The sequence below is a fragment of the Streptococcus mitis genome (genome assembly GCF_023110375.1).
Taxonomy (GTDB): Bacteria; Bacillota; Bacilli; order Lactobacillales; family Streptococcaceae; genus Streptococcus; species Streptococcus mitis_CI.
On record NZ_JALDVV010000006.1, the window covers coordinates 20,567 to 43,526 of the forward strand.

A 22,960-nucleotide genomic window follows, 5' to 3' on the forward strand; every position below is an offset into this window, starting at 1 on the left:
GTAAATGGACGCTGTAATATTTGATTTAGATGGCTTATTAGCTGATACTGAGATCATTTCTCTAAAAGTTTATCAAGAATTGCTTAAAGATTTTGGAATTCCTTTCACAGAAGAAACATATTCTAGAGAATACAGTGCACATAGGGAAGAGGAGAATGTTCAACGATTTTTAGATACCTATGATTTACCTTGGAACTTTGACCAAACCTTGGAAAAAGTTTATGAACTGGAAGTTCGAATATTAGCCAAAGGTGTAAATTTAAAAAAAGGTGCTAAAAAGTTGCTTGCTTTTTTGCAAAGAGAAGGTATTCCAATCGCTCTAGCAACTTCAAGTGTTGAATCTAGAGCTAGAATGATTTTGGATAGTAATGGTATACTGTCCCTATTTGACCATCTAGTTTTTGCAAAAGATGTAAAGCGAAGCAAACCTTACCCTGATATGTTTTTAAAGGCCTGTAGTGATTTGAATGTTTTACCAGAGAATTGCTTAGTATTAGAGGATAGTGAAGCAGGTATTGAAGCAGCCTATAGAGCTGGGATACCAGTTATTTGTATTCCAGACTTGAAAATGCCAGCACAGTCTTTCTTAAATAAAACAGAACAAGTTTTTCAGGATTTAGATGCTGTCAGAGACTATTTAGAAAGTAAGAAGGAGAATCAATGAGTCAGGGAGTTCTAGATGCATTTATCACGGAAGTCATTGCTAAAAGTTCATTTGAGGAAATGGATCGAATCTACTTGACCAATCGTGTCTTGGCACGAGTGGGAGATGGTGTTTTGGAAGTTGAGACGAATCTGGATAAATTGATTGACCTCAAGGACCAGCTGGTTGAGGAGGCGGTTCGATTAGAGACGATTGAGGATAGTCAGACTGCGCGTGAAATCCTCGGTGCTGAACTGATGAATTTGGTGACCCCTTGTCCGAGTCAGGTTAATCGTGACTTCTGGGGAACTTACGCCCAATCTCCTGAGCAGGCGATAGCGGATTTTTACCAACTCAGCCAGAAAAATGACTACATCAAGCTCAAGGCCATTGCTAAAAACATTGCTTATCGTGTTCCATCGGACTATGGAGACCTTGAGATTACCATCAATCTCTCTAAGCCTGAAAAGGATCCGAAAGAGATTGCGGCGGCTAAGTTGGTGCAAGCTAGCCATTATCCCCAGTGTCAGCTTTGTATAGAGAACGAAGGCTACCATGGTCGGGTTAACCACCCAGCTCGCAGCAACCACCGTATTATCCGTTTTGAAATGGCGGGTCAGGAATGGGGCTTCCAGTATTCGCCCTATGCTTATTTTAATGAGCACTGTATTTTCTTAGACGGCCAGCACCGCCCCATGGTCATTAGTCGTCTGAGTTTTGAGCGTCTGCTGGCTATCGTAGAGCAGTTTCCGGGCTATTTTGCGGGTTCAAATGCGGACTTACCGATTGTGGGGGGCTCTATTCTAACTCATGACCACTATCAGGGAGGCCGTCACATATTCCCTATGGAATTGGCTCCCTTGCAAAAGACTTTCTCTTTTGCTGGTTTTGAACAGGTCAAGGCTGGGATTGTCAAGTGGCCTATGTCAGTCCTACGTTTGACTTCGGATTCCAAAGAGGAATTGATCAACTTAGCTGACAAGATTTTGCGAGAATGGCGTCAGTATTCAGATCCAAGTGTGCAAGTCTTGGCAGAAAGTAATGGCACACCACACCATACCATCACACCGATTGCCCGTAAACGCGATGGACAGTTTGAGTTGGACTTGGTCTTGCGGGACAATCAGACATCGCCAGAGCATCCTGATGGAATTTATCATCCCCACAAGAATGTCCAACATATCAAGAAGGAAAATATCGGCTTGATTGAGGTCATGGGCTTGGCTATTTTGCCACCACGCCTGAAAGAAGAAGTGGAGCAAGTCGCTAGCTATCTCGTGGGAGAAGGGGATACAGTTGCCTCTTATCATCAGGAATGGGCAGACCAGCTCAAAGCCCAACATCCGGACCTAGCAGATAAAGAAAAAGCCCTTGAAATCGTCAAGGACTCTGTGGGTACTATCTTTGCGCGTGTACTTGAGGATGCAGGAGTCTATAAGCAGACAGAACAAGGACAGGCAGCCTTTATGCGCTTTGTGGAGCAGGTCGGAATTTTGCCAGACTAGGAGCTTTCTCCTTGCACAGTCCTATAAAAAGTAGTATCATAGTGTCGTTTGAAATATCAGGAGGAAACGATGAAAGATTTTCATTTTGACGCTATATCTGCCTTTGAAAATTACGAAATAGAACAAATGAGAGATGGTCACGTTGTGGTGACGACCAAAGTAGTGGACTCGTCGCTAAACTACTATGGCAATGCCCATGGTGGCTATCTCTTCACCCTTTGTGACCAGATTAGTGGTTTGGTGGTTATCTCGCTGGGACTTGATGGGGTGACACTTCAATCCTCTATCAACTACCTCAAGGCAGGAAAACTTGACGACGTGTTGACCATTAAAGGAGAATGCGTCCATCAAGGTCGCACAACCTGTGTGGTGGATGTGGATATCACCAATCAAGAGGGCAGAAATGTCTGTAAAGCAACCTTTACCATGTTTGTCACAGGCCAGAGGTCAGAAGAAAGACAGGTAAGGATATAGATAAACAAAAAAGAGGCTCACACCTCTTTTTCTTATTTCTTTTTATGATTTAATACTGCATTGAGGACAATGGCGAGTAGACTGGCTACGACGATTCCGTTTGAGAAGAACATTTGGAAGGCTGTCGGCATGCTGATGAAGAGATTACTGTTATTTAGACCGACACCTGCAGCGATTGAGACTGCTGCGATAAGGAAGTTATGTTCATTGTTAGCAAAGTCAACACGAGCGAGGATTTGCATCCCTTGAATCGATACAAAACCAAACATCACCAGCATGGCACCACCGAGGACAGGGCTTGGAATGATTTGGGCAAGGGCACCAAACTTAGGAAGGAGTCCAAGGAGAACCAGGAAACCAGCTGCGTAGTAGATTGGCAGGCGAGTCTTGATACCTGATAATTTAACCAAACCAACGTTTTGTGAAAATCCTGTGTAAGGGAAGGTGTTAAAGATTCCTCCGAGAAGTACGGCCAAGCCTTCTGCGCGGTAACCGTTGCGAAGGCGTGTGCTGTCGATTGGGTCTTTCGTGATATCAGACAAGGCTAGGTAAACACCAGTCGACTCAACCATAGACACCGTTGCGATGATACACATCATGACAATAGATGAGATTTCAAAGGTTGGCATCCCAAAGTAGAGTGGAGTTGGAACATGGACAAGTGGTGCTGCCGCAACAGGAGAGAAATCAACCAAGCCCATGCTGGCAGCAATGGCAGTTCCAACAACCAAACCAATCAAAATAGAGATAGACTTGATAAATCCTTTGGTAAAGATGTTGATCAAGAGGATAATCAGAACAGTGATAGCTGCAAGCAAGAGACTTTGACCAGTTGGTTCTGGAACGTTATTTCCCATATTTCCAATAGCAACAGGAATCAAGGTTAAACCAATCGTGGTAATAACAGATCCTGTTACGATAGATGGGAAGAGATTGGCCACTTTTGAGAAGATGCCTGAAACAAGAACCACGTAAATCCCTGATGCGATAAGGGCACCAAACATAGCACCACTACCATGGCTTTGCCCAATCATAATCAAGGGAGCTACCGACTGGAAGGCAACTCCAAGAACGACTGGAAGTCCAATCCCAAAGTATTTGTTGAGTTGGAGTTGGAGGAAGGTTGCCACACCACACATGAAGATATCTGTGGAAATCAGGTAGGTCAACTGCTCAGTCGAATAGCCAAGGGCTGTCGCAATCATGATAGGAACCAGAATGGACCCTGAGTACATGGCTAGTAAGTGTTGCAAGCCAAGAACGGCTGCTTGCGAATGTTTTTCTTGAGTTTGCATTAGAGATCTGCCTCCTTAAAAATAACTTGACCATTTTCAAAACGATCCAAACGAGCGAGTGATAGGACAGGATAGCCTGCTTTTTCAAGCAAATCACGGCCATCTTGGAAAGATTTTTCAATCACAATACCGATAGCTTCGACTGTTGCTCCAGCCTGTTCGATGATTTGAATCAAGCCTTTGGCAGCTTGGCCATTAGCAAGAAAATCGTCAATAATCAAGACCTTGTCCTCTGGTGAGAGAAATTTGCCAGCGATAGAAACGGTGCTGGTTACCTGCTTGGTAAAGGAGTAAACTTCGGCAGTTAAGATTCCTTCGTTCATAGTGATGTTCTTAGCTTTTTTGGCGAAAATCATGGGAACGTTTAAGGATTCCGCTGTAAAAATGGCTGGGGCAATACCTGACGCTTCAATGGTTACGACCTTGGTAATGCCAGCAGAAGCAAATTTTTCCGCAAAAACCTTACCAATCTCTCTCATCAAGCTAAAGTCAACTTGGTGGGTTAAAAAGGAATCCACCTTGAGGATGTTGTCACCCAAGATATGCCCATCCTTGAGGATGCGCTCTTCTAATAATTTCATAAGACCTCCTAAAGTCTAAAAGCCAGTTTACTTGTTGGTTAAATGTTTCTATGGTGATCCAGTTTGCTAGTACTATATATTTGATAAAACTAGTACGAGCGAAGCGAGTCTTATCAAATATTTCCTGTTGTAGTGGTATCATAGACAATAAGTTTGTTATTGTCTATGACGGAATTTTTGAGACTTTTGGCTCAAAAATTAGGGATGAAATTCCGAAGGAAGTTGCTCCCGTCCGCACTAATTAAGGGAAATATTAAAAATATTCAAAAAGGACCTACTTAATCTCTAAGTAAGTCCCCAAAATAGGCATGGCAAAAACGACCATACCTCACTTCTGACTTACTTATTGTTAGGTGTTCCGGCACCTTGTAGAAACGTCGTGCCAATTCACGACATAAACAAGTAAAATGATATTCAATTTTAAATAGGCTTGAGCCAATGTTTTTATTTTACACTAAATAACTTTAGAAATCAAATATTTTGTTAGTGTTTTGGTTTAAAAAACGAACAAATATAATAAAAATGGGCAAAAATTAACTTATTGGCTAACATTTAGAAGGTTTTTTCCATCATAAAAGGCATATTATCAAGTTTTTAAACACTTGACAATATGCCTTTTTAACTTTAAAGACTTTTTCCAAATCTTTATTATTCTACTCGCTAAATCTTAAAAAATAGCCATCTGGATCCAAAACTGCAAACTCATGAGGATAGATATAGTAATCTCCAACACGAAACTTTCTTTTGGTTAAGGGACGATGGATAGGATAGTCAGCTTCTAGCAGTTTTTGGTGGAGTTGAGGGACATCTTCAATACCAAAGGAAATATTGACACCGCGCCCGAAAGGATAGGTTAGTTGGGCTAATTCTTCTGTGCTGCCTTCTTCTAGCATAAGTTGGCAGTCTTCAAGCGAGAGGAAGAGAAATTTCTCCTCTGGACGCTCGTATTCGACAGAAAATCCCAGCAAGTCGCAGTAGAAGTGGCGTGACTTTTCGAGGTCAGATACTACAAATTCAGGAATGACAGCTTGATAGTCCATTAGCTTTCTCCTTAGAGCTCAATCTCCATGACAATGGGTGTATGGTCTTGGCGAGCACCTGAGTCAATCATATCAGACTTGGTCACCTTGTCAGCGATGCGGTTACTTGTGAGCCAGTAGTCGATTCTCCAGCCTGTATTGTTGATTTTAGAAGTTTTGCTACGTTGTGCCCACCAAGTGTAACGTTCTGGGACATCGCCGTGAACATGACGGAAGGTATCAGTAAATCCAGTTGCCAAAAGGTTGGTAAATCCAGCACGTTCCTCGTCGGTAAATCCTGGTGAACGGCGGTTGCTAGCAGGATTTGCAAGGTCGATCTCATTGTGGGCTACGTTGTAGTCACCAGTCGCAAGGACTGGTTTTTCTTTGTCTAGTTGAGCCAAGTATTCAGCATATTTGACATCCCAGACTTGACGTTCTTCCAAGCGTTTGAGGCCGTCGCCAGCGTTTGGAGTGTAAACTTGGGTAACGAAAAATTTATCAAATTCTAGAGTGATGATACGACCTTCCAAGTCCATGGTAGAAGGGGCACCGATTTCTGGGAAGCTGATAGTGGGTGTGAGTTCTTTCTTATAGAGGAACATAGTACCAGCATAGCCTTTGCGGGCAGGCTCTTGAGAAGAGCGCCACGTGTTTTCGTAGTCTGGGAAGAGTTCTTCTAAAATTTCCAAATGTTTTTTAGTAGGACCCTTGGCAGAAAGTTTGGTTTCTTGGATAGCGATGATATCAGCATTTTCAGCGACCAAGGTTTGTAGGACTTCTTGGGACAATTTGGCGCGAGCTGAGTCACTAGTTAGGGCAGCATTGAGGGAATCAATATTCCATGAGATGAGTTTCATAAAGTTACCTTTTTCATTCAGATTATAGATTTTATTATACCAAAAAAAGGTCTATTTCCCCAACGTATGGTTTGAAAAATCACCCTCTTTCGTTTATAATGAAGAATGATTTTATGAAAGGGAGTGAAAATAAATGAAATTTTACTCATATGACTATGTACTTAGCCAAATCAGTCAACAAAATGGAATCATGATTGGCTTTGGGATTGTGCTCCTAGCTATCACAGGATTTTTTGCTTTTAAGGCTTATCGTGATAAAAAGGGGACTAAGTTTCGGGAATTGGTTATGATTTTGGCCTTGACTTTGGTGGCCATGCTTTTGGTGACAATTTCAAAATACCAGACCAATCAAGCCTCTAACAATCAATTTCAAACCTCCCTTCATTTCATAGAGGTTGTTTCCAAAGACTTGGGAGTGGATAAATCAGAAGTTTATGTCAATACTTCTGCAGCCACTGATGGAGCACTTATCAAGGTAGGTTCAAATTTCTATCGTGCCATGAACGGGAGCCAACCAGACAAGTATCTTTTAGAGAAATTAGAATTGCATCAAACAGACGCTATTGAATTGGTGGAGGTAAACAAATGACACTCAATTATATGGAAATTTTAATCAAACTGGCCTTGGGGCTCTTCTCGCTAGTTTTCGTGATCAATGTGACAGGAAAAGGAAACCTAGCGCCTAACTCTGCGACAGACCAAATTAAGAACTATGTTCTTGGTGGTATCATCGGTGGGGTGATTTACAATAGTTCAATTAGTATTCTGCAATACGCAGTGATTTTGATGATGTGGACGATTTTGGTCTTGACCCTCAAATGGCTCAACAATAATGTTCGTTTTGTCAAACGCTTGATTGATGGGAAACCAACTCTCCTCATCAAAAATGGGCAGATCGACCCAGAAGCCTGTCGTTCAGTTGGCTTGTCTGCGTCGGATGTTGCTCTCAAACTTCGTAGCCAAGGGATTTTCCAGATGAAGCAAGTTAAACGAGCTGTGCAAGAGCAAAATGGCCAACTCATCGTGGTCCAAATGGGAGATGAAAATCCTAAGTATCCAGTTGTGACTGACGGTGTGATCCAAGTCGATGTTTTGGAATCGATTGGCCGTAGCGAAGAGTGGCTGCTTGATAACCTAAGCAAACAAGGGCATGACAATGTAGCCAATATCTTTATCGCTGAGTATGACAAGGGTGTCGTCTCAGTCGTAACTTATGAATAAGAAAAACCTGGGGTCTTGTACTCTTCGAAAATCTCTTCAAACTGCGTCAACGTCGCCTTGCCGTATGTAGGTTACTGACTTCGTCAGTTCTATCTACAACCTCAAAGCAGTGCTTTGAGCAACCTGCGGCTAGTTTCCTAGTTTGCTCTTTGATTTTCATTGAGTCTTGGCCTCAGGTTTCCATTTGCAATCAGAAAGGGATTTTATGTCCATTATTCAAAAACTCTGGTGGTTTTTCAAGTTAGAAAAACGCCGTTATCTAGTCGGGATTGTGGCCTTGATCTTGGTTTCCGTCCTCAATCTCATTCCACCTATGGTCATGGGGCGGGTCATTGATGCCATCACATCGGGGCAATTAACCCAGCAGGACCTCCTTCTTGACCTATTTTACTTGCTCCTTGCAGCCTTTGGGATGTATTATCTGCGCTATGTTTGGCGTATGTATATCCTCGGAACCTCCTACCGTTTGGGGCAGATTATGCGGTCTCGCTTATTTGAGCATTTCACAAAAATGTCTCCAGCCTTTTATCAGACCTATCGAACGGGAGACCTGATGGCACACGCTACAAATGATATCAATGCCTTAACCCGTCTGGCAGGCGGCGGTGTTATGTCTGCGGTGGATGCCTCCATCACAGCTTTAGTGACCTTGCTAACCATGCTTTTTAGCATCTCATGGCAAATGACCTTAGTTGCCATTTTGCCCCTGCCTTTCATGGCTTATGCGACCAGTCGTCTAGGGAGAAAGACCCACAAGGCCTTTGGCGAATCCCAAGCTGCCTTTTCCGAACTCAATAACAAGGTACAGGAGTCTGTATCAGGTATTAAAGTGACCAAGTCTTTCGGTTACCAGGCGGACGAGTTGAAGTCCTTTCAGGCAGTCAATGAATTGACCTTCCAAAAGAACCTCCAAACCATGAAATACGATAGTCTCTTTGACCCCATGGTTCTTTTATTTGTTGGTTCCTCCTATGTTTTAACGCTCTTGGTCGGCTCCTTGATGGTTCAGAAAGGGCAGATTACAGTTGGGAATCTAGTTACCTTTATCAGCTATTTGGATATGCTGGTCTGGCCTCTTATGGCCATTGGCTTCCTCTTTAATATCACTCAGCGAGGGAAGGTTTCTTACCAACGGATTGAGGATCTTTTGTCTCAGGAATCACCTGTACAAGACCCTGAGTTTCCTTTAGATGGCATTGAAAACGGGCGCTTGCAGTATGCCATTGATAGCTTTGCCTTTGAAAATGAGGAAACACTGACAAATGTTCACTTTAGTTTGGGAAAAGGGCAAACCCTGGGCTTGGTTGGTCAGACAGGCTCTGGAAAAACGTCCTTGATTAAGCTTCTCTTGCGTGAGTACGATGTGGATGAGGGAGCCATTTATCTAAACGGTCACGATATTCGCGATTATCGTCTGACAGACCTTCGTGGTCTCATGGGCTATGTCCCTCAGGACCAGTTCCTCTTTGCGACCTCTATCTTAGACAATATCCGCTTCGGCAATCCTAATTTGCCCCTTTCAGCGGTCGAGGAAGCGACTAAACTAGCTCAAGTTTACCAAGATATTGTTGACATGCCTCAAGGATTTGATACAGTTATTGGTGAAAAGGGAGTCAGTCTTTCTGGTGGTCAAAAGCAGCGTCTGGCTATGAGTCGGGCGATGATTTTAGACCCTGACATCTTGATTTTAGATGATTCCTTGTCAGCCGTGGATGCCAAGACGGAGTATGCGATTATCGACAATCTCAAGGAGACGCGGAAGGACAAGACCACTATCATAACGGCTCATCGCCTGAGTGCAGTTGTCCATGCAGATCTAATCTTGGTTCTGCAAAATGGTCAAATTATCGAACGAGGCAGGCACGAAGACTTGCTAGCTATGGATGGCTGGTATGCCCAAACCTACCAGTCTCAGCAGTTAGAAATGAAAGGAGAAGAAGATGCAGAATAAACAAGAACAATGGGTTGTATTGAAGCGCTTGATGTCTTATCTCAAGCCCTATGGACTCCTTACCTTTTTGGCACTCAGTTTTCTCCTAGCGACGACGGTCATTAAAAGTATCATTCCCCTTGTGGCTTCCCACTTTATCGACCAGTATCTGAGTAATCTTAACCAAATTGCTGTGACCGTTTTGCTGGCCTACTATGGTCTATATATCCTGCAAACTGTAGTTCAGTATGTCGGCAATCTTCTCTTTGCGCGCGTGTCTTACAGTATTGTTAGGGATATTCGTCGCGATGCCTTTGATAATATGGAAAAGCTGGGTATGTCTTATTTTGACAAGACGCCAGCAGGATCTATCGTCTCTCGTTTGACAAATGACACCGAGACGATCAGTGATATGTTTTCGGGGATTTTATCTAGCTTTATCTCAGCAGTTTTCATCTTTCTGACAACTCTTTATACCATGTTGGTGCTGGATTTTCGTTTGACGGCTTTAGTCCTGCTCTTTCTCCCCTTGATTTTCCTTTTGGTCAATCTCTATCGAAAAAAATCTGTCAAGATTATCGAGAAAACCAGAAGTCTCTTGTCTGATATCAATAGTAAGCTAGCAGAAAATATCGAGGGAATCAGAATAATCCAGGCCTTTAATCAAGAGAAGCGCCTGCAGGCGGAATTTGATGAGATCAACCGAGAACACTTGGTCTATGCCAACCGTTCTGTAGCCTTGGATGCCCTCTTTTTGCGCCCTGCCATGAGTTTGCTGAAACTCCTAGGATATGCAGTTTTAATGGCCTATTTTGGCTATCGTGGACTTTATCTGGGAATAACGGCCGGGACTATGTATGCATTTATCCAGTATATCAATCGTCTCTTTGACCCCTTGATTGAGGTGACGCAAAACTTTTCAACCCTTCAAACTTCTATGGTTTCTGCAGGTCGTGTCTTTGCCCTGATAGACGAGAGGACCTATGAACCTCTTCAGAAAGATGGGCAGTCTAAAGTCAAAGAAGGCAATATCCGTTTTGAACATGTATGTTTCTCTTATGATGGAAAACATCCGATTCTGGATGACATTTCTTTCTCTGTTAATAAGGGTGAAACTATAGCTTTTGTAGGGCATACAGGTTCTGGGAAATCTTCGATTATTAATGTCCTCATGCGTTTTTATGAATTTCAATCAGGGAGAGTTCTCTTGGATGATGTGGATATCAGGAACTACAGTCAGGAAGAGTTGAGAAAAAACATCGGTCTGGTCTTGCAGGATCCCTTCCTCTATCACGGGACCATTAAGTCCAATATCGCCATGTACCAAGAAATCAGTGATGAGCAGGTTCAGGCTGCGGCAACTTTCGTGGATGCAGATTCCTTTATTCAGGAACTTCCTCAGGGATATGATGCACCTGTTTCCGAGCGTGGTTCGAGTTTTTCAACTGGACAGCGTCAGCTTCTTGCTTTTGCTAGAACAGTCGCCAGTCAGCCTAAAATCCTGATTTTGGATGAAGCGACAGCCAATATTGACTCTGAAACAGAAAGTCTGGTTCAAGCTTCTCTGGCTAAGATGAGACAGGGGCGGACAACCATTGCCATCGCTCACCGCCTTTCGACCATCCAAGACGCCAACTGTATCTATGTTTTGGACAAGGGGCGCATTATCGAGAGTGGAACCCATGAGGAACTCTTGGCTCTGGGAGGAACCTATCACAAAATGTATAGCTTGCAGGCAGGTGCCATGTCTTAATACTCTTTGAAAATCTATTCAAGCCAGGTCAGCTTTATCTGCAACCTAAAAGCTGTACTTTGATTTTTATTGAGTATCAGAAGGAAATCCTTCAAATTACAGATTTCTTTCACCGCCTTTTCCATTTTGTGGTATAATGAAAAATGTTGACAAATAGTATAATAAAAACAAAGGAGAAACAGCATGCTGAAATGGGAAGACTTGCCCGTGGAAATGAAATCAAGCGAGGTTGAGTCTTACTACCAGCTTGTCTCTAAAAGGAAGGGTTCGCTGATTTTCAAGCGTTGCTTGGACTGGGTTTTGGCCTTGGTTGTACTGGTTCTGACCTCTCCCATCTTTCTCATCTTGAGCATTTGGATCAAGTTGGATAGTAAGGGGCCGGTGATTTACAAGCAAGAGCGCGTGACCCAGTACAATCGACCTTTCAAGATTTGGAAGTTCCGTACCATGGTGACGGATGCGGATAAAAAAGGGAGTCTGGTGACTTCTGCTAACGATAACCGCATTACCAAGGTTGGCAATTTTATCCGCCGTGTCCGTTTGGACGAACTGCCTCAGTTGGTCAATGTTCTTAAAGGCGAAATGTCCTTTGTCGGTACACGACCTGAAGTGCCACGCTACACAGAGCAGTATAGCCCTGAAATGATGGCAACCTTGCTTTTGCCAGCAGGGATTACCTCTCCAGCCAGCATCAACTATAAGGATGAGGACACTATCATCAGTCAAATGACGGAGAAAGGTCTGTCGGTTGACCAAGCCTATGTCGAACACGTCCTTCCTGAAAAGATGCGCTATAACCTCACCTATCTCCGAGAGTTTAGTTTCCTTGGAGACATCAAAATCATGTTTCAAACCGTGTTTGAAGTACTAAAATAAAGTAGTCATGAGAAAATGAGTACAGATAAAAGGAGCAAATCAATGCTAAATTACAATATTCCATTTTCACCACCCGATATTACGGAAGCAGAAATTGCTGAAGTAGCGGATACCCTGCGTTCTGGTTGGATTACAACAGGTCCTAAGACCAAAGAACTGGAGCGTCGCTTGTCTCAATATACACAGACGCCCAAGACTGTCTGTCTTAACTCTGCAACTGCCGCTCTTGAGTTGATTTTGCGTGTTTTGGAAGTGGGTCCTGGAGATGAAGTCATCGTTCCAGCTATGACTTATACAGCTTCATGTAGTGTCATCACTCACGTAGGAGCGACCCCTGTCATGGTGGATATTCAAGCAGATACGTTTGAGATGGACTATGACTTGCTGGAGCAAGCTATCACTGAAAAGACAAAGGTGATCATCCCAGTAGAGCTCGCAGGGATTGTTTGCGACTATGACCGTTTGTTCCAAGTTGTGGAAAAGAAACGTGACCTCTTTACTGCTTCAAGCAAGTGGCAAAAAGCCTTTAACCGTATTGTGATTGTCTCTGATAGTGCCCACGCTTTGGGATCAACTTACAAGGGTCAACCGGCTGGTTCTATCGCTGACTTTACTTCCTTCTCATTCCACGCCGTTAAGAACTTTACAACGGCAGAAGGTGGAAGTGCCACTTGGAAAGCCAATCCAGCGATTGACGATGAAGAGATGTACAAGGAATTCCAAATCCTTTCCCTTCATGGTCAAACAAAAGATGCCCTAGCCAAGATGCAACTGGGTTCATGGGAATACGATATCGTGACACCAGCCTACAAGTGCAATATGACAGATATCATGGCTTCCCTTGGTTTGGTACAATTGGACCGCTACTCTGGTTTGTTGCAACGTCGTAAGGACATTGTGGACCGCTATGATCGTGGTTTTGCAGGTTCTCGCATCCATCCATTGGCACATAAGACGGAAACTGTTGAGTCAAGTCGTCACCTCTACATCACCCATGTAGAAGGAGCGAGCCTAGAAGAACGCAATCTTATCATCCAAGAATTGGCCAAAGCAGGAATTGCAAGTAATGTCCACTACAAACCACTTCCTCTCTTGACAGCCTATAAGAATCTTGGCTTTGATATGGCAGATTATCCAAGAGCCTATGCCTTCTTTGAAAATGAAATTACGCTCCCTCTTCACACTAAATTAAGCGATGAAGAAGTAGACTATATCATTGAGACTTTCAAAACAGTTTCTGAAAAAGTGCTAGCTTTATCAAAAAAATTGTAAAAAAGTCTTGACAAAGAAAAAACAAAGTATTAAAATAAGTTCAATAAATCAGAAAAGTAATTATTTTTGATCTTCAGGGAGCCTGTGGTGATTGTGAACAGGTGGTTGGAAGTAGTGAAAGTGGGCTGATTTTAAAAATGAATTTGAAACAATGAAAGTTCGGTGCGCACACCTTACAGTGCAACTTGTTGTTAGACAAGGTAGAGATGTAAAGGGGATAGTCCCTTTATAATTGAGGTGGCACCGCGTTACCAACGCCCTCACGCAGAAGTAGATTCTGTGTGTGGGCTTTTTTCATATCTTGGAACCAATACAGAAAGAGGAAATTTTTATGACAACTAAAGGTTATTTTGGACAATTTGGTGGTAGTTTTGTACCGGAGCCGATTCAGGCTTTGTTGGATGAGTTGGAAGTGACATTTGATAAGTACAAGGATGATCCAGAGTTTTTGGCAGAATTTCGTCATTACTTGAAGGACTATTCAGGTCGCGAAACACCGCTCTATTTTGCGGAAAGTTTGACAGAGCACCTAGGTGGAGCTAAGATTTATCTCAAACGTGAAGACCTTAACCACCTTGGTTCTCACAAGCTCAACAACGTTTTAGGACAAATACTTCTTGCCAAACGTATGGGTAAAAAACGAGTGATCGCAGAAACAGGAGCTGGTCAACATGGTGTTGCGACAGCAGCAGCTGCAGCCAAGTTTGGTATGGCCTGTGATGTCTACATGGGGGCAGAGGATGTGGAGCGTCAACGTCTCAATGTCTTCCGGATGGAGATGATGGGAGCAACTGTTCACGCAGTTGAAACTGGAACTCGTACCCTTAAGGATGCAGTTGATGCAGCCTTTGGAGCATGGATGAATGATCTTGAAGCCTTCTACGTTTTGGGATCTGCTGTAGGCCCTCATCCTTATCCTACAATTGTTCATGAATTCCAAAAGATCATCAGTGAAGAATCTCGTCGTCAAATCTTAGAAAAAGAAGGACGCTTGCCAGATTACGTTATTGCCTGTGTAGGTGGTGGTTCCAATGCTATCGGTGCTTTTTCGCAGTATGTGGCTGATGAAGAAGTCAAATTGGTTGGGGTCGAAGCTGCTGGTCATGGACTTGATACAGACAAGCACGCAGCTACTATGACAAAAGGTAGTATCGGAATTGTCGACGGTATGAAGACCTATGCAGTCTTTAAGGAAGATGGAGAGCTGGCTCCAGTTTACTCTATCTCAGCTGGTTTGGACTATCCAGGGGTTGGCCCAGAACACGCTTACTTTAAAGATTCAGGTCGCGTGGAATATGTCGCTGCGACAGACGAAGAAGCTGTTCAAGCCTTGCTCCTCCTCAGCAAGACAGAAGGAATTATCCCAGCGATTGAAAGTTCGCATGCCATCGCAGAAGCAGTTAAACGTGCACCGAAACTAAGTAAAGACGACATTATCATCATCAATGTCTCTGGTCGTGGAGACAAGGACGTAGCTGCGATTGCAGACTACCTAGAAGCTAAAAAATAAAAGATGGAAAAATTACAGTCTTTTCTCTCACAGAGAGCTTGTGTTTGCTGGAAACAAGCAGAGAAAGCTGTAAGGTTGGGTCCATCTGAGACAAGAGAAGAAAACATAATTCTCAAGGGAGTGCCCTTTATCGCACAACCTGTTACAGGAGGTTTCTGAGACAGGAATGAGAGATAGGAGAAATCCTATAATTGAGGTGGCACCGCGAATTTCGTCCTCACGCAAGTTATTTTGCGTGGGGTTTTTTATATATTTATCGTAGATATGGCTATCAGTTTTAAATTATGCTTCATCACTAGATAAATTTCTATAAAATATTTGCGAACGAAGTGAGCATTAAACCGCTATTTCCCGCCATAGTGGTATTCTAGAGAAGCAAAGATGCTTCTCTAGAACGGAATTTTTGAGAGTAAAATAGTTCGGGGAACTATTTTAGCCTGAGCCTAGAAATGAATGAGCGAGGAGCTCAAAAATTAGGTCTTTCATTTCATGGATTTCTAAAATCATCCACTGGATAATTTTACCTCACGTCCGCACTATTTAAGGGAAATAGAAAAAGATAAAAAATTAAAAATAAGAAACTGAAAGGGAAATTACAATGGAACGAATCATTCATGGAGATGTTTTATCACCAATCTTGGCTTATATGCGCCTAAAGGGGCAACACAAGGTTATTTTAGAGAGTATTCCGAGAGACAAGGAAACAGCTCGTTTTTCTATCCTAGCTTATAATCCAGTTTTTGAGATTAAGTTTGAAAATGGAGTTCTCTATCAAAATGGTCAAGTGATTGATCAGGATCCCTTGGATTTCCTTTATGAAGTGACTCATAAGAGCCAGCACCATTCAGACCTACCTTTTGGTGGGGGAGCCATTGGTTTTGTTGGTTACGATATGATTTCGCTTTATGAAGAAATTGGTCAAATCCCTCAAGATACAATTGGAACGCCAGACATGCATTTCTTCGTCTATGAGAGTTACATGGTCTTTGACCACAAGAAGGAAAAAATCCATATCATCGAGGATGCTCTTTACAGCGAGCGTAGTCAAGAAGACTTGGAAAAAGCCTTGAATCAAGTGCTTGAGGAATTACGCATTCCTGCTCCAAATGAATTTGAAGACTTGGATCTATCTCCGTTAGACTTCAAACCCCATATTGCTCCTCAGAAGTTTGAGGAAATGGTGGAAACAGCTCGTGACTTGATTCGTAACGGGGATATGTTCCAATGTGTACTCAGTCAGCGCTTCTCAGCAGAAGTTACTGGAAATCCATTTGACTTCTATAGAAATCTCCGCGTGACTAATCCTTCTAATTACCTTTATTTCTATGATTTTGGTGATTATCAAATCATCGGTGCCAGTCCAGAAAGTTTAGTTTCAGTTAAAAATGGCATCGTGACAACCAATCCGATTGCAGGGACACGACCAAGAGGCGCTACGGATGAAGAAGACAAGGCTTTGGCGACAGACCTGCTTTCGGATGAGAAGGAAACAGCAGAGCATCGAATGTTAGTAGACTTGGGTCGTAATGATATTGGTCGCATCTCTGAAACGGCCAGTGTCCAAGTCACCAAGTATATGGAAGTGGAGCTCTTCCGCTATGTTATGCATTTGACCAGTGTGGTCAAGGGACGTTTGCTTCCAGAACTCACTGCCATGGATGCCTTGAAAGCAACACTTCCTGCTGGAACAGTTTCAGGAGCACCAAAGATTCGAGCGATGAGACGCATCTATGAACTGGAAACGGAAAAACGGGGCGTATACGCAGGAGCAATCGGCTACTTGTCTGCGACGGGTGATATGGATTTTGCCATTGCCATCCGAACTATGATTCTCAAAAATCAAACAGCCTATGTTCAGGCTGGAGCAGGGATTGTCTACGACTCCATCGCCCAAAACGAATACCAAGAAACCATTAACAAAGCTAAATCTATGACTAGAATTGGAGAACTAAGATCATGATTTTATTGATTGACAACTATGATTCTTTTACCTATAACTTGGCGCAGTACATTGGGAATTTTGCAGAAGTTCAGGTTTTGAGAAATGATGATCCCAAGCTGTATGAAGAAGCTGAAAAAGCAGATGGTCTGGTCTTTTCTCCTGGTCCTGGTTGGCCAGTTGATGCTGGTAAGATGGAAGACATGATTCGTGATTTTGCAGGTAAGAAGCCGATTTTAGGGATTTGTTTGGGTCACCAAGCCATTGCAGAAGTCTTTGGTGGTAAGTTAGGTTTGGCTCCAAAAGTTATGCATGGGAAACAGAGCAATATCAGCTTTGAAACGCCATCTGTTTTGTATCAAGGCATCGAGGATGGCCGTGCAGTCATGCGTTATCACAGTATTTTGATTGAAGAAATGCCAGAAGACTTTGAAGTGACAGCTCGTTCAACTGATGACCATGCCATTATGGGAATTCAACACAAAAATCTACCAATTTATGGCTTCCAGTACCATCCAGAGAGCATTGGAACGCCAGACGGCTTGTCTTCTATTCGGAATTTTATCGAGAAGGTTGTAAAGTGAGGAAACTAGGATGAAAGAGATTATTGAAAAACTAGCAAAATTTGAAAATTTATCAGGTGTGGAAATGACGGATGTCATTGAGCGTATCGTAACTGGGCGTGTAACGGAGGCGCAGATTGCTTCTCTCCTTTTGGCTCTTAAGATGAAGGGGGAAACACCTGAAGAACGCACAGCCATTGCCCAAGTCATGAGAGGGCATGCCCAACATATTCCAACTGAAATTCATGATGCCATGGACAACTGTGGTACAGGTGGAGACAAATCCTTCAGCTTTAACATTTCCACAACCTCAGCCTTTGTCTTGGCTGGTGGCGGTGTTCACATGGCCAAACACGGTAATCGCTCGATTTCTTCTAAATCTGGTTCTGCAGATGTCCTCGAAGCTTTGGGCATCAACCTAGACCTCAAACCAGCTGAACTAGGTAAGGTCTTTGATAAAACTGGCATCGTCTTTCTCTTTGCTAAAAATATGCACCCAGCTATGAAATATATCATGCCAGCTCGTTTGGAGTTGGGAATTCCAACGATTATGAACTTGACTGGTCCACTGATTCACCCAATGGCTTTGGAAACACAGCTTCTTGGAATTAGTCGTCCAGAACTTCTAGAAAGTACAGCTCAGGTTTTGAAAAATATGGGTCGCAAACGTGCCATTGTGGTTGCTGGGCCAGAAGGTTTGGATGAAGCCGGCTTGAACGGAACAACCAAGATTGCTCTTCTGGAAAATGGCGAAATCACCTTGTCAAGCTTCACTCCAGAGGATTTGGGAATGGAATACTACGCTATCGAAGACATTCGTGGAGGCAATGCTCAGGAAAATGCAGAAATTTTGCTTAGCGTTCTTAAAAATGAACCAAGTCCATTCTTGGAAACGACAGTTTTAAATGCTGGTCTTGGTTTCTATGCTAATGGTAAGGTAGCTAGCATCAAGGAAGGAGTTGCCTTGGCTCGTCAAGTCATTGCTAGTGGCAAGGCCCTTGAAAAACTCAGACTGTTACAGGAGTACCAAAAATGAGTCAGGAATTTTTAGCACGAATTTTGGAGCAGAAGGCGCGTGAGGTTGAGCAGATGGAGATGGAGGAAATCCAGCCCCTGCGCCAGACCTATCGCTTGGCTGACTATCTAAAACAACACCAAGACCGTTTACAGGTAATCGCTGAAGTTAAGAAGGCTAGTCCTAGTCTGGGAGATATCAATCTCGATGTGGATATTGTGCAACAGGCCCAGACTTATGAAGCAAATGGTGCAGTGATGATTTCTGTTTTGACCGATGAGGTTTTCTTTAAAGGTCATTTGGATTATCTAAGGGAGATTTCCAGTCAAGTACAGATTCCGACCCTCAACAAGGATTTTATCATTGATGAAAAGCAAATTATCCGCGCTCGCAATGCAGGTGCAACAGTCATCCTGCTCATTGTGGCCGCCTTGTCAGAAGAACGCCTCAAGGAACTGTATGACTACGCGACAGAGCTTAGTCTGGAGGTTTTAGTGGAAACTCACAATCTAGCTGAACTAGAGGTAGCACACCGCCTTGGAGCTCAAATTATCGGGGTTAATAACCGCAACTTGACCACCTTTGAAGTTGACTTGCAGACCAGTGTAGACTTGGCTAAACATTTCAAAAATGATTGCTTGTACATTTCTGAATCTGCCATTTTCACAGGGCAGGATGCAGAGCGAGTAGCACCATACTTTAACGGAATTTTAGTAGGGACAGCTCTCATGCAGGCAGAAGATGTAGCCCAGAGAATCAAGGAGTTGCAGATTGACAAAGGTTAAAATTTGCGGATTATCGACAAAGGAAGCGGTGGAAACAGCCGTTTCAGCAGGGGCGGACTACATCGGTTTTGTCTTGGCACCTAGTAAAAGACAGGTGACCTTGGATCAGGCTGCTGAATTGGCAAAGTTCATTCCTTCAGACGTCAAAAAGGTTGGTGTATTTGTTTCACCAAGTCGGGCAGAACTGCTAGAAGCGATTGACAAAGCTGGCTTGGATTTGGTTCAAGTTCACGGTCAGGTAGCGGATGATTTGTTTGAGGACCTGCCCTGTGCTAGTATTCAGGCTGTTCAGGTGGATGGCGAGGGTCATGTGCCCAATTCTCAGGCAGACTATCTACTCTTTGATGCCCCTGTGGCTGGGAGTGGCCAGACCTTTGACTGGGCTCAACTGGATACTATTGGACTAACTCAGCCTTTCTTTATCGCAGGTGGGCTTAATGAAGACAATGTAGTAAAAGCAATTCAACACTTTACTCCCCATGCAGTCGATGTATCAAGCGGAGTGGAGATAGATGGACAAAAAGATCAGGAAAAGATTAGAAGATTTATAGAGAGGGCAAAGAATGGCATATCAAGAACCAAATAAAGATGGATTTTATGGAAAATTTGGTGGACGTTTCGTCCCAGAAACATTGATGACAGCAGTTTTGGAGTTGGAGAAGGCTTATCGTGAAAGTCAGGCAGACCCAAGTTTCCAAGAGGAATTAAATCAACTTTTGCGCCAGTACGTAGGACGTGAAACTCCTCTTTACTACGCAAAAAACTTGACCCAGCATATCGGCGGAGCCAAGATTTATCTCAAACGGGAAGACCTTAACCATACAGGGGCTCACAAGATTAACAATGCCTTGGGACAAGTTCTTCTGGCTAAACGCATGGGCAAAAAGAAAATCATCGCTGAAACGGGTGCTGGTCAGCACGGTGTAGCAACTGCAACGGCTGCAGCCCTCTTCAACATGGAATGTACTATCTACATGGGTGAGGAAGATGTCAAACGCCAAGCCCTCAATGTCTTCCGTATGGAGCTTTTGGGAGCCAAGGTTGAGGCAGTGACAGACGGTTCGCGCGTGCTCAAGGATGCAGTTAATGCAGCCCTTCGTTCATGGGTAGCTAATATCGACGATACCCACTATATCCTTGGTTCAGCCTTGGGACCTCATCCATTCCCAGAAATCGTCCGTGACTTCCAAAGTGTCATCGGTCGAGAAGCTAAACAACAGTACCGTGACTTGACAGGTCAAGATTTACCAGATGCTCTAGTAGCCTGTGTTGGTGGTGGGTCGAATGCTATCGGGCTCTTCCATCCATTTGTAGAAGATGAGTCAGTAGCCATGTATGGGGCTGAAGCAGCAGGACTTGGTGTGGATACAGAGCATCACGCTGCTACCTTGACCAAGGGTCGTCCGGGTGTCCTCCACGGTTCTCTCATGGATGTGCTCCAAGATGCCCATGGTCAAATTCTTGAAGCCTTCTCTATCTCAGCAGGTTTGGACTATCCTGGTATCGGTCCAGAACATTCTCACTACCACGATATCAAACGTGCCAGCTATGTTCCTGTGACAGACGAAGAAGCCTTGGAAGGATTCCAGCTCTTGTCTCGTGTGGAAGGGATTATCCCAGCCTTGGAATCTAGCCATGCTATCGCTTTTGCAGTGAAATTGGCCAAAGAACTTGGACCAGAAAAGTCTATGATTGTCTGCCTATCAGGTCGTGGGGACAAGGATGTGGTTCAAGTTAAAGACCGCTTGGAAGCAGATGCAGCAAAGAAGGGAGAAGCTCATGCCTAAGACACTAACAGAAAAATTAAATGCTATTAAAGCAGTTGGAAAAGGAATTTTCGTTCCTTATATCATGGCTGGTGACCACGAAAAAGGTTTGGATGGACTTGGGGAAACAATCCACTTTTTAGAAGATTTGGGTGCCTCTGCAATTGAAGTGGGCATTCCCTTTTCAGACCCTGTTGCAGATGGACCTGTTATCGAAGAAGCTGGCTTGCGCAGTTTAGCCCACGGGACTTCTACCCAGGCTTTGGTTGAAACCTTGAAAACCATTGAAACAGAGGTTCCGCTGGTCATCATGACCTACTTCAACCCCCTCTTTCAGTACGGTGTGGAGAATTTTGTTAAAGGTTTGGCAGATACAGCGGTTAAGGGCTTGATTATTCCAGACCTGCCTCATGAGCATGCCAACTTTGTAGAGCCTTTTTTGGCAGACACAGACATTGCTTTGATTCCTTTAGTAAGCTTGACCACAGGGATTGAGCGTCAGAAAGAGTTGATTGAAGGGGCAGAAGGATTCGTCTATGCAGTTGCCATCAATGGGGTGACAGGGAAATCTGGCAATTATCGTGCAGACTTGGACAAGCACTTGGCACAATTGCATCATGTGGCTGATATCCCAGTCTTGACAGGTTTTGGCGTATCTAGTCAAGCCGATGTAGAACGCTTCAATGCGGTGTCAGATGGTGTTATCGTTGGTTCGAAAATTGTAAAAGCTCTCCACCAAGGAGAGCCAATTCAGGACTTTATCAAACAAGCAGTAGCTTACCAAAAATAATTACACAAGCCGCGAGTAAGAGGAAGGGCACGAAAGGAAGTCTTTCCTTTTTCTTTTGCAGGAGAAAGGCTAGGATCCCTGTTGCAGAAGCAAACTGAATCAAGATAAGTAACTCCGTTGCGCTAAAGACGATAGCACAAGAAGCTAAAAAGAGAAAATCCCCTGCGCCCATGCGGATATCGATAAAATGAGCCACAATTCCAAGGACAAGGAAGAGGACCATGACTAGATTCCAGCCAGAGAAAGCCATGAGGATTAGGTGAAAAGTCAGCCAGACTAGTAAGGGATATTCCTGATGACGGAAGTCGTAGATGCCCAGAGTCAAACCAGCAGTGATTAGGATGACTTGCCCCAAGGAAAGAAATCCCCAAGAGCAAACCAGAAAAAGGAGACCTAAACCTAGTTCAAGAAGGGCATACCAGACTGGATAAGGAGCCTTGCAGTAGCGACAGCGAAAGCGATTGAGCACCTGCGAGAGAATCGGAATCAAATCTAAGGGGCGCAAGCGAGTCTGACAGGAATCGCAGTGACTAGCAGGTTGGATAATGGATTGCTCTGGAAAACGGTCAATGACCAAACCAAGAAAGGAAGCGAGAATACTCCCGACAAGAAAAAAATAAATATCAATCATACTTATCTATTCGTAAAAAATAGGAGAAGTAGTATAATGGAGAAACATAGATAAGATGGTGAGGCAAAGATGATAATTCGTTTTGAAGAAAATGTGAGCACAGAAAATGCTCAGCTCGTATGCCAATGGTCCAACTCCCTAGGCAAATCCTTTCAAGAACAATGGATGGGAACAATGATTCCTTTTCCCTTGACAATTCAAGTCTTGCAAGATTTGGAAGGAATCTTTTCAATCTTTGCTGGACAAGAGTTTGTCGGGCTTGTCCAGAAAATCAGGCTAGAAGACAGGAATCTACATATCGGACGCTTTTTAATCAATCCCCAGAAACAGGGGCAAGGCTTAGGTAGTCAGGCCTTAAGGAAATTTGTTAGTTTGGTCTTTGAAAATGGAGACATAGATAGTATTTCTCTAAATGTCTTCGAGGCAAATCAGGCAGCCAAGCATCTTTATCAAAAAGAAGGATTTGAAATCGTTAAAACCATTGAAGCACCTGTACGAAAATACGTTATGAAAAAGTTTAGATAGAAAGCAA

23 protein-coding genes, 1 riboswitch and 2 other annotated features are annotated in these 22,960 nt (G+C 43.5%); of the genes, 18 read left to right on the plus strand and 5 right to left on the minus strand.

The features are described from left to right. The first annotated feature begins 4 nt into the window (after positions 1–4). The 3 genes from M1G12_RS05465 to M1G12_RS05475 all read left to right on the plus strand — a co-directional run bounded on the left by M1G12_RS05465 (position 5) and on the right by M1G12_RS05475 (position 2,622). On the plus strand, positions 5–664 hold the full coding sequence (locus M1G12_RS05465; protein ID WP_247949522.1) for an HAD family hydrolase: 660 nt from the start codon (positions 5–7) through the stop codon (positions 662–664). Beyond that, positions 661–2,148, plus strand: a complete 1,488-nt coding sequence (locus tag M1G12_RS05470; protein WP_247949523.1) for a UDP-glucose--hexose-1-phosphate uridylyltransferase — start codon at positions 661–663, stop codon at positions 2,146–2,148. The genes M1G12_RS05465 and M1G12_RS05470 overlap by 4 nt, the downstream gene beginning before the upstream one ends. Before the next feature lie 69 nt (positions 2,149–2,217). Continuing rightward, on the plus strand, positions 2,218–2,622 hold the full coding sequence (locus M1G12_RS05475; RefSeq protein ID WP_000651224.1) for a PaaI family thioesterase: 405 nt from the start codon (positions 2,218–2,220) through the stop codon (positions 2,620–2,622). Positions 2,623–2,654: 32 nt separating this feature from the next. Here the strand turns inward: M1G12_RS05475 and M1G12_RS05480 are convergent, their stop codons facing one another. The 4 genes from M1G12_RS05480 to M1G12_RS05495 form a co-directional block, all read right to left on the minus strand. After that, positions 2,655–3,917, minus strand: a complete 1,263-nt coding sequence (locus M1G12_RS05480) for a nucleobase:cation symporter-2 family protein (RefSeq protein ID WP_049523878.1) — start codon at positions 3,915–3,917, stop codon at positions 2,655–2,657. Next, on the minus strand, positions 3,917–4,498 hold the full coding sequence (locus M1G12_RS05485) for a xanthine phosphoribosyltransferase (protein WP_000770412.1): 582 nt from the start codon (positions 4,496–4,498) through the stop codon (positions 3,917–3,919). Before M1G12_RS05485 ends, M1G12_RS05480 begins: the two co-directional genes overlap by 1 nt. Before the next feature lie 326 nt (positions 4,499–4,824). After that, a riboswitch (purine riboswitch) is annotated at positions 4,825–4,920 on the minus strand. 231 nt (positions 4,921–5,151) lie between these two features. Further along, the gene (locus M1G12_RS05490; protein ID WP_049502476.1) at positions 5,152–5,538 is read right to left on the minus strand and encodes a bleomycin resistance protein; all 387 of its coding nucleotides are present in this window, start codon (positions 5,536–5,538) and stop codon (positions 5,152–5,154) included. 11 nt (positions 5,539–5,549) lie between these two features. Continuing rightward, the gene (locus M1G12_RS05495; RefSeq protein ID WP_247949524.1) at positions 5,550–6,377 is read right to left on the minus strand and encodes an exodeoxyribonuclease III; all 828 of its coding nucleotides are present in this window, start codon (positions 6,375–6,377) and stop codon (positions 5,550–5,552) included. A 133-nt stretch (positions 6,378–6,510) separates the two neighbouring features. Here M1G12_RS05495 and M1G12_RS05500 point away from each other — a divergent pair, with 133 nt between their 5' ends. The 14 genes from M1G12_RS05500 (at position 6,511) to trpA (ending at position 21,797) form a co-directional block, all read left to right on the plus strand. Next, positions 6,511–6,966, plus strand: a complete 456-nt coding sequence (locus M1G12_RS05500; RefSeq protein ID WP_000675329.1) for a DUF3290 family protein — start codon at positions 6,511–6,513, stop codon at positions 6,964–6,966. After that, entirely contained in the window at positions 6,963–7,598 is a 636-nt protein-coding gene (locus M1G12_RS05505; protein WP_247949525.1) for a DUF421 domain-containing protein, read from the plus strand. Before M1G12_RS05500 ends, M1G12_RS05505 begins: the two co-directional genes overlap by 4 nt. Positions 7,599–7,803: 205 nt before the next feature. Next, positions 7,804–9,549: an ABC transporter ATP-binding protein gene (locus tag M1G12_RS05510; RefSeq protein WP_247949526.1), complete on the plus strand. Its 1,746-nt coding sequence runs from the start codon at positions 7,804–7,806 to the stop codon at positions 9,547–9,549. Then, complete coding sequence (locus tag M1G12_RS05515; protein ID WP_247949527.1) at positions 9,539–11,281, plus strand: ABC transporter ATP-binding protein; 1,743 nt, start codon at positions 9,539–9,541, stop codon at positions 11,279–11,281. Before M1G12_RS05510 ends, M1G12_RS05515 begins: the two co-directional genes overlap by 11 nt. A gap of 183 nt (positions 11,282–11,464) precedes the next feature. Beyond that, positions 11,465–12,157, plus strand: a complete 693-nt coding sequence (locus M1G12_RS05520; RefSeq protein ID WP_023946050.1) for a sugar transferase — start codon at positions 11,465–11,467, stop codon at positions 12,155–12,157. A gap of 42 nt (positions 12,158–12,199) precedes the next feature. Next, positions 12,200–13,429, plus strand: coding sequence for a DegT/DnrJ/EryC1/StrS family aminotransferase (locus tag M1G12_RS05525; protein WP_247949528.1), 1,230 nt, complete (start codon positions 12,200–12,202; stop codon positions 13,427–13,429). Positions 13,430–13,463: 34 nt separating this feature from the next. Next, positions 13,464–13,694: a binding site (T-box leader), on the plus strand. Between the two features lie 66 nt (positions 13,695–13,760). After that, the gene (trpB, locus tag M1G12_RS05530) at positions 13,761–14,939 is read left to right on the plus strand and encodes a tryptophan synthase subunit beta (protein ID WP_023946054.1); all 1,179 of its coding nucleotides are present in this window, start codon (positions 13,761–13,763) and stop codon (positions 14,937–14,939) included. After that, positions 14,936–15,161 (plus strand) — a binding site (T-box leader). It overlaps the preceding gene by 4 nt. A 376-nt stretch (positions 15,162–15,537) precedes the next feature. After that, on the plus strand, positions 15,538–16,899 hold the full coding sequence (gene trpE, locus M1G12_RS05535) for an anthranilate synthase component I (protein WP_247949529.1): 1,362 nt from the start codon (positions 15,538–15,540) through the stop codon (positions 16,897–16,899). After that, positions 16,896–17,462 (plus strand): aminodeoxychorismate/anthranilate synthase component II, encoded by a 567-nt coding sequence (locus tag M1G12_RS05540; protein ID WP_049516388.1) that lies wholly within the window; start codon positions 16,896–16,898, stop codon positions 17,460–17,462. Before trpE ends, M1G12_RS05540 begins: the two co-directional genes overlap by 4 nt. A 10-nt stretch (positions 17,463–17,472) precedes the next feature. Beyond that, entirely contained in the window at positions 17,473–18,477 is a 1,005-nt protein-coding gene (gene trpD, locus M1G12_RS05545) for an anthranilate phosphoribosyltransferase (protein WP_247949530.1), read from the plus strand. Next, complete coding sequence (gene trpC, locus M1G12_RS05550; RefSeq protein WP_237447351.1) at positions 18,474–19,241, plus strand: indole-3-glycerol phosphate synthase TrpC; 768 nt, start codon at positions 18,474–18,476, stop codon at positions 19,239–19,241. The genes trpD and trpC overlap by 4 nt, the downstream gene beginning before the upstream one ends. Beyond that, entirely contained in the window at positions 19,228–19,827 is a 600-nt protein-coding gene (locus tag M1G12_RS05555) for a phosphoribosylanthranilate isomerase (RefSeq protein WP_247949531.1), read from the plus strand. The genes trpC and M1G12_RS05555 overlap by 14 nt, the downstream gene beginning before the upstream one ends. Next, complete coding sequence (gene trpB / locus M1G12_RS05560; protein WP_050252727.1) at positions 19,805–21,028, plus strand: tryptophan synthase subunit beta; 1,224 nt, start codon at positions 19,805–19,807, stop codon at positions 21,026–21,028. The genes M1G12_RS05555 and trpB (M1G12_RS05560) overlap by 23 nt, the downstream gene beginning before the upstream one ends. Next, positions 21,021–21,797, plus strand: a complete 777-nt coding sequence (gene trpA / locus M1G12_RS05565) for a tryptophan synthase subunit alpha (protein ID WP_237447354.1) — start codon at positions 21,021–21,023, stop codon at positions 21,795–21,797. Before trpB (M1G12_RS05560) ends, trpA begins: the two co-directional genes overlap by 8 nt. Here the strand turns inward: trpA and M1G12_RS05570 are convergent. Beyond that, positions 21,769–22,428, minus strand: a complete 660-nt coding sequence (locus M1G12_RS05570) for a prepilin peptidase (RefSeq protein ID WP_237447355.1) — start codon at positions 22,426–22,428, stop codon at positions 21,769–21,771. The genes trpA and M1G12_RS05570 overlap by 29 nt on opposite strands. A gap of 69 nt (positions 22,429–22,497) precedes the next feature. Between M1G12_RS05570 and M1G12_RS05575 the strand changes: the two genes are divergently transcribed. Further along, positions 22,498–22,953 (plus strand): GNAT family N-acetyltransferase, encoded by a 456-nt coding sequence (locus M1G12_RS05575; protein ID WP_093586549.1) that lies wholly within the window; start codon positions 22,498–22,500, stop codon positions 22,951–22,953. Positions 22,954–22,960 lie beyond the last annotated feature (7 nt).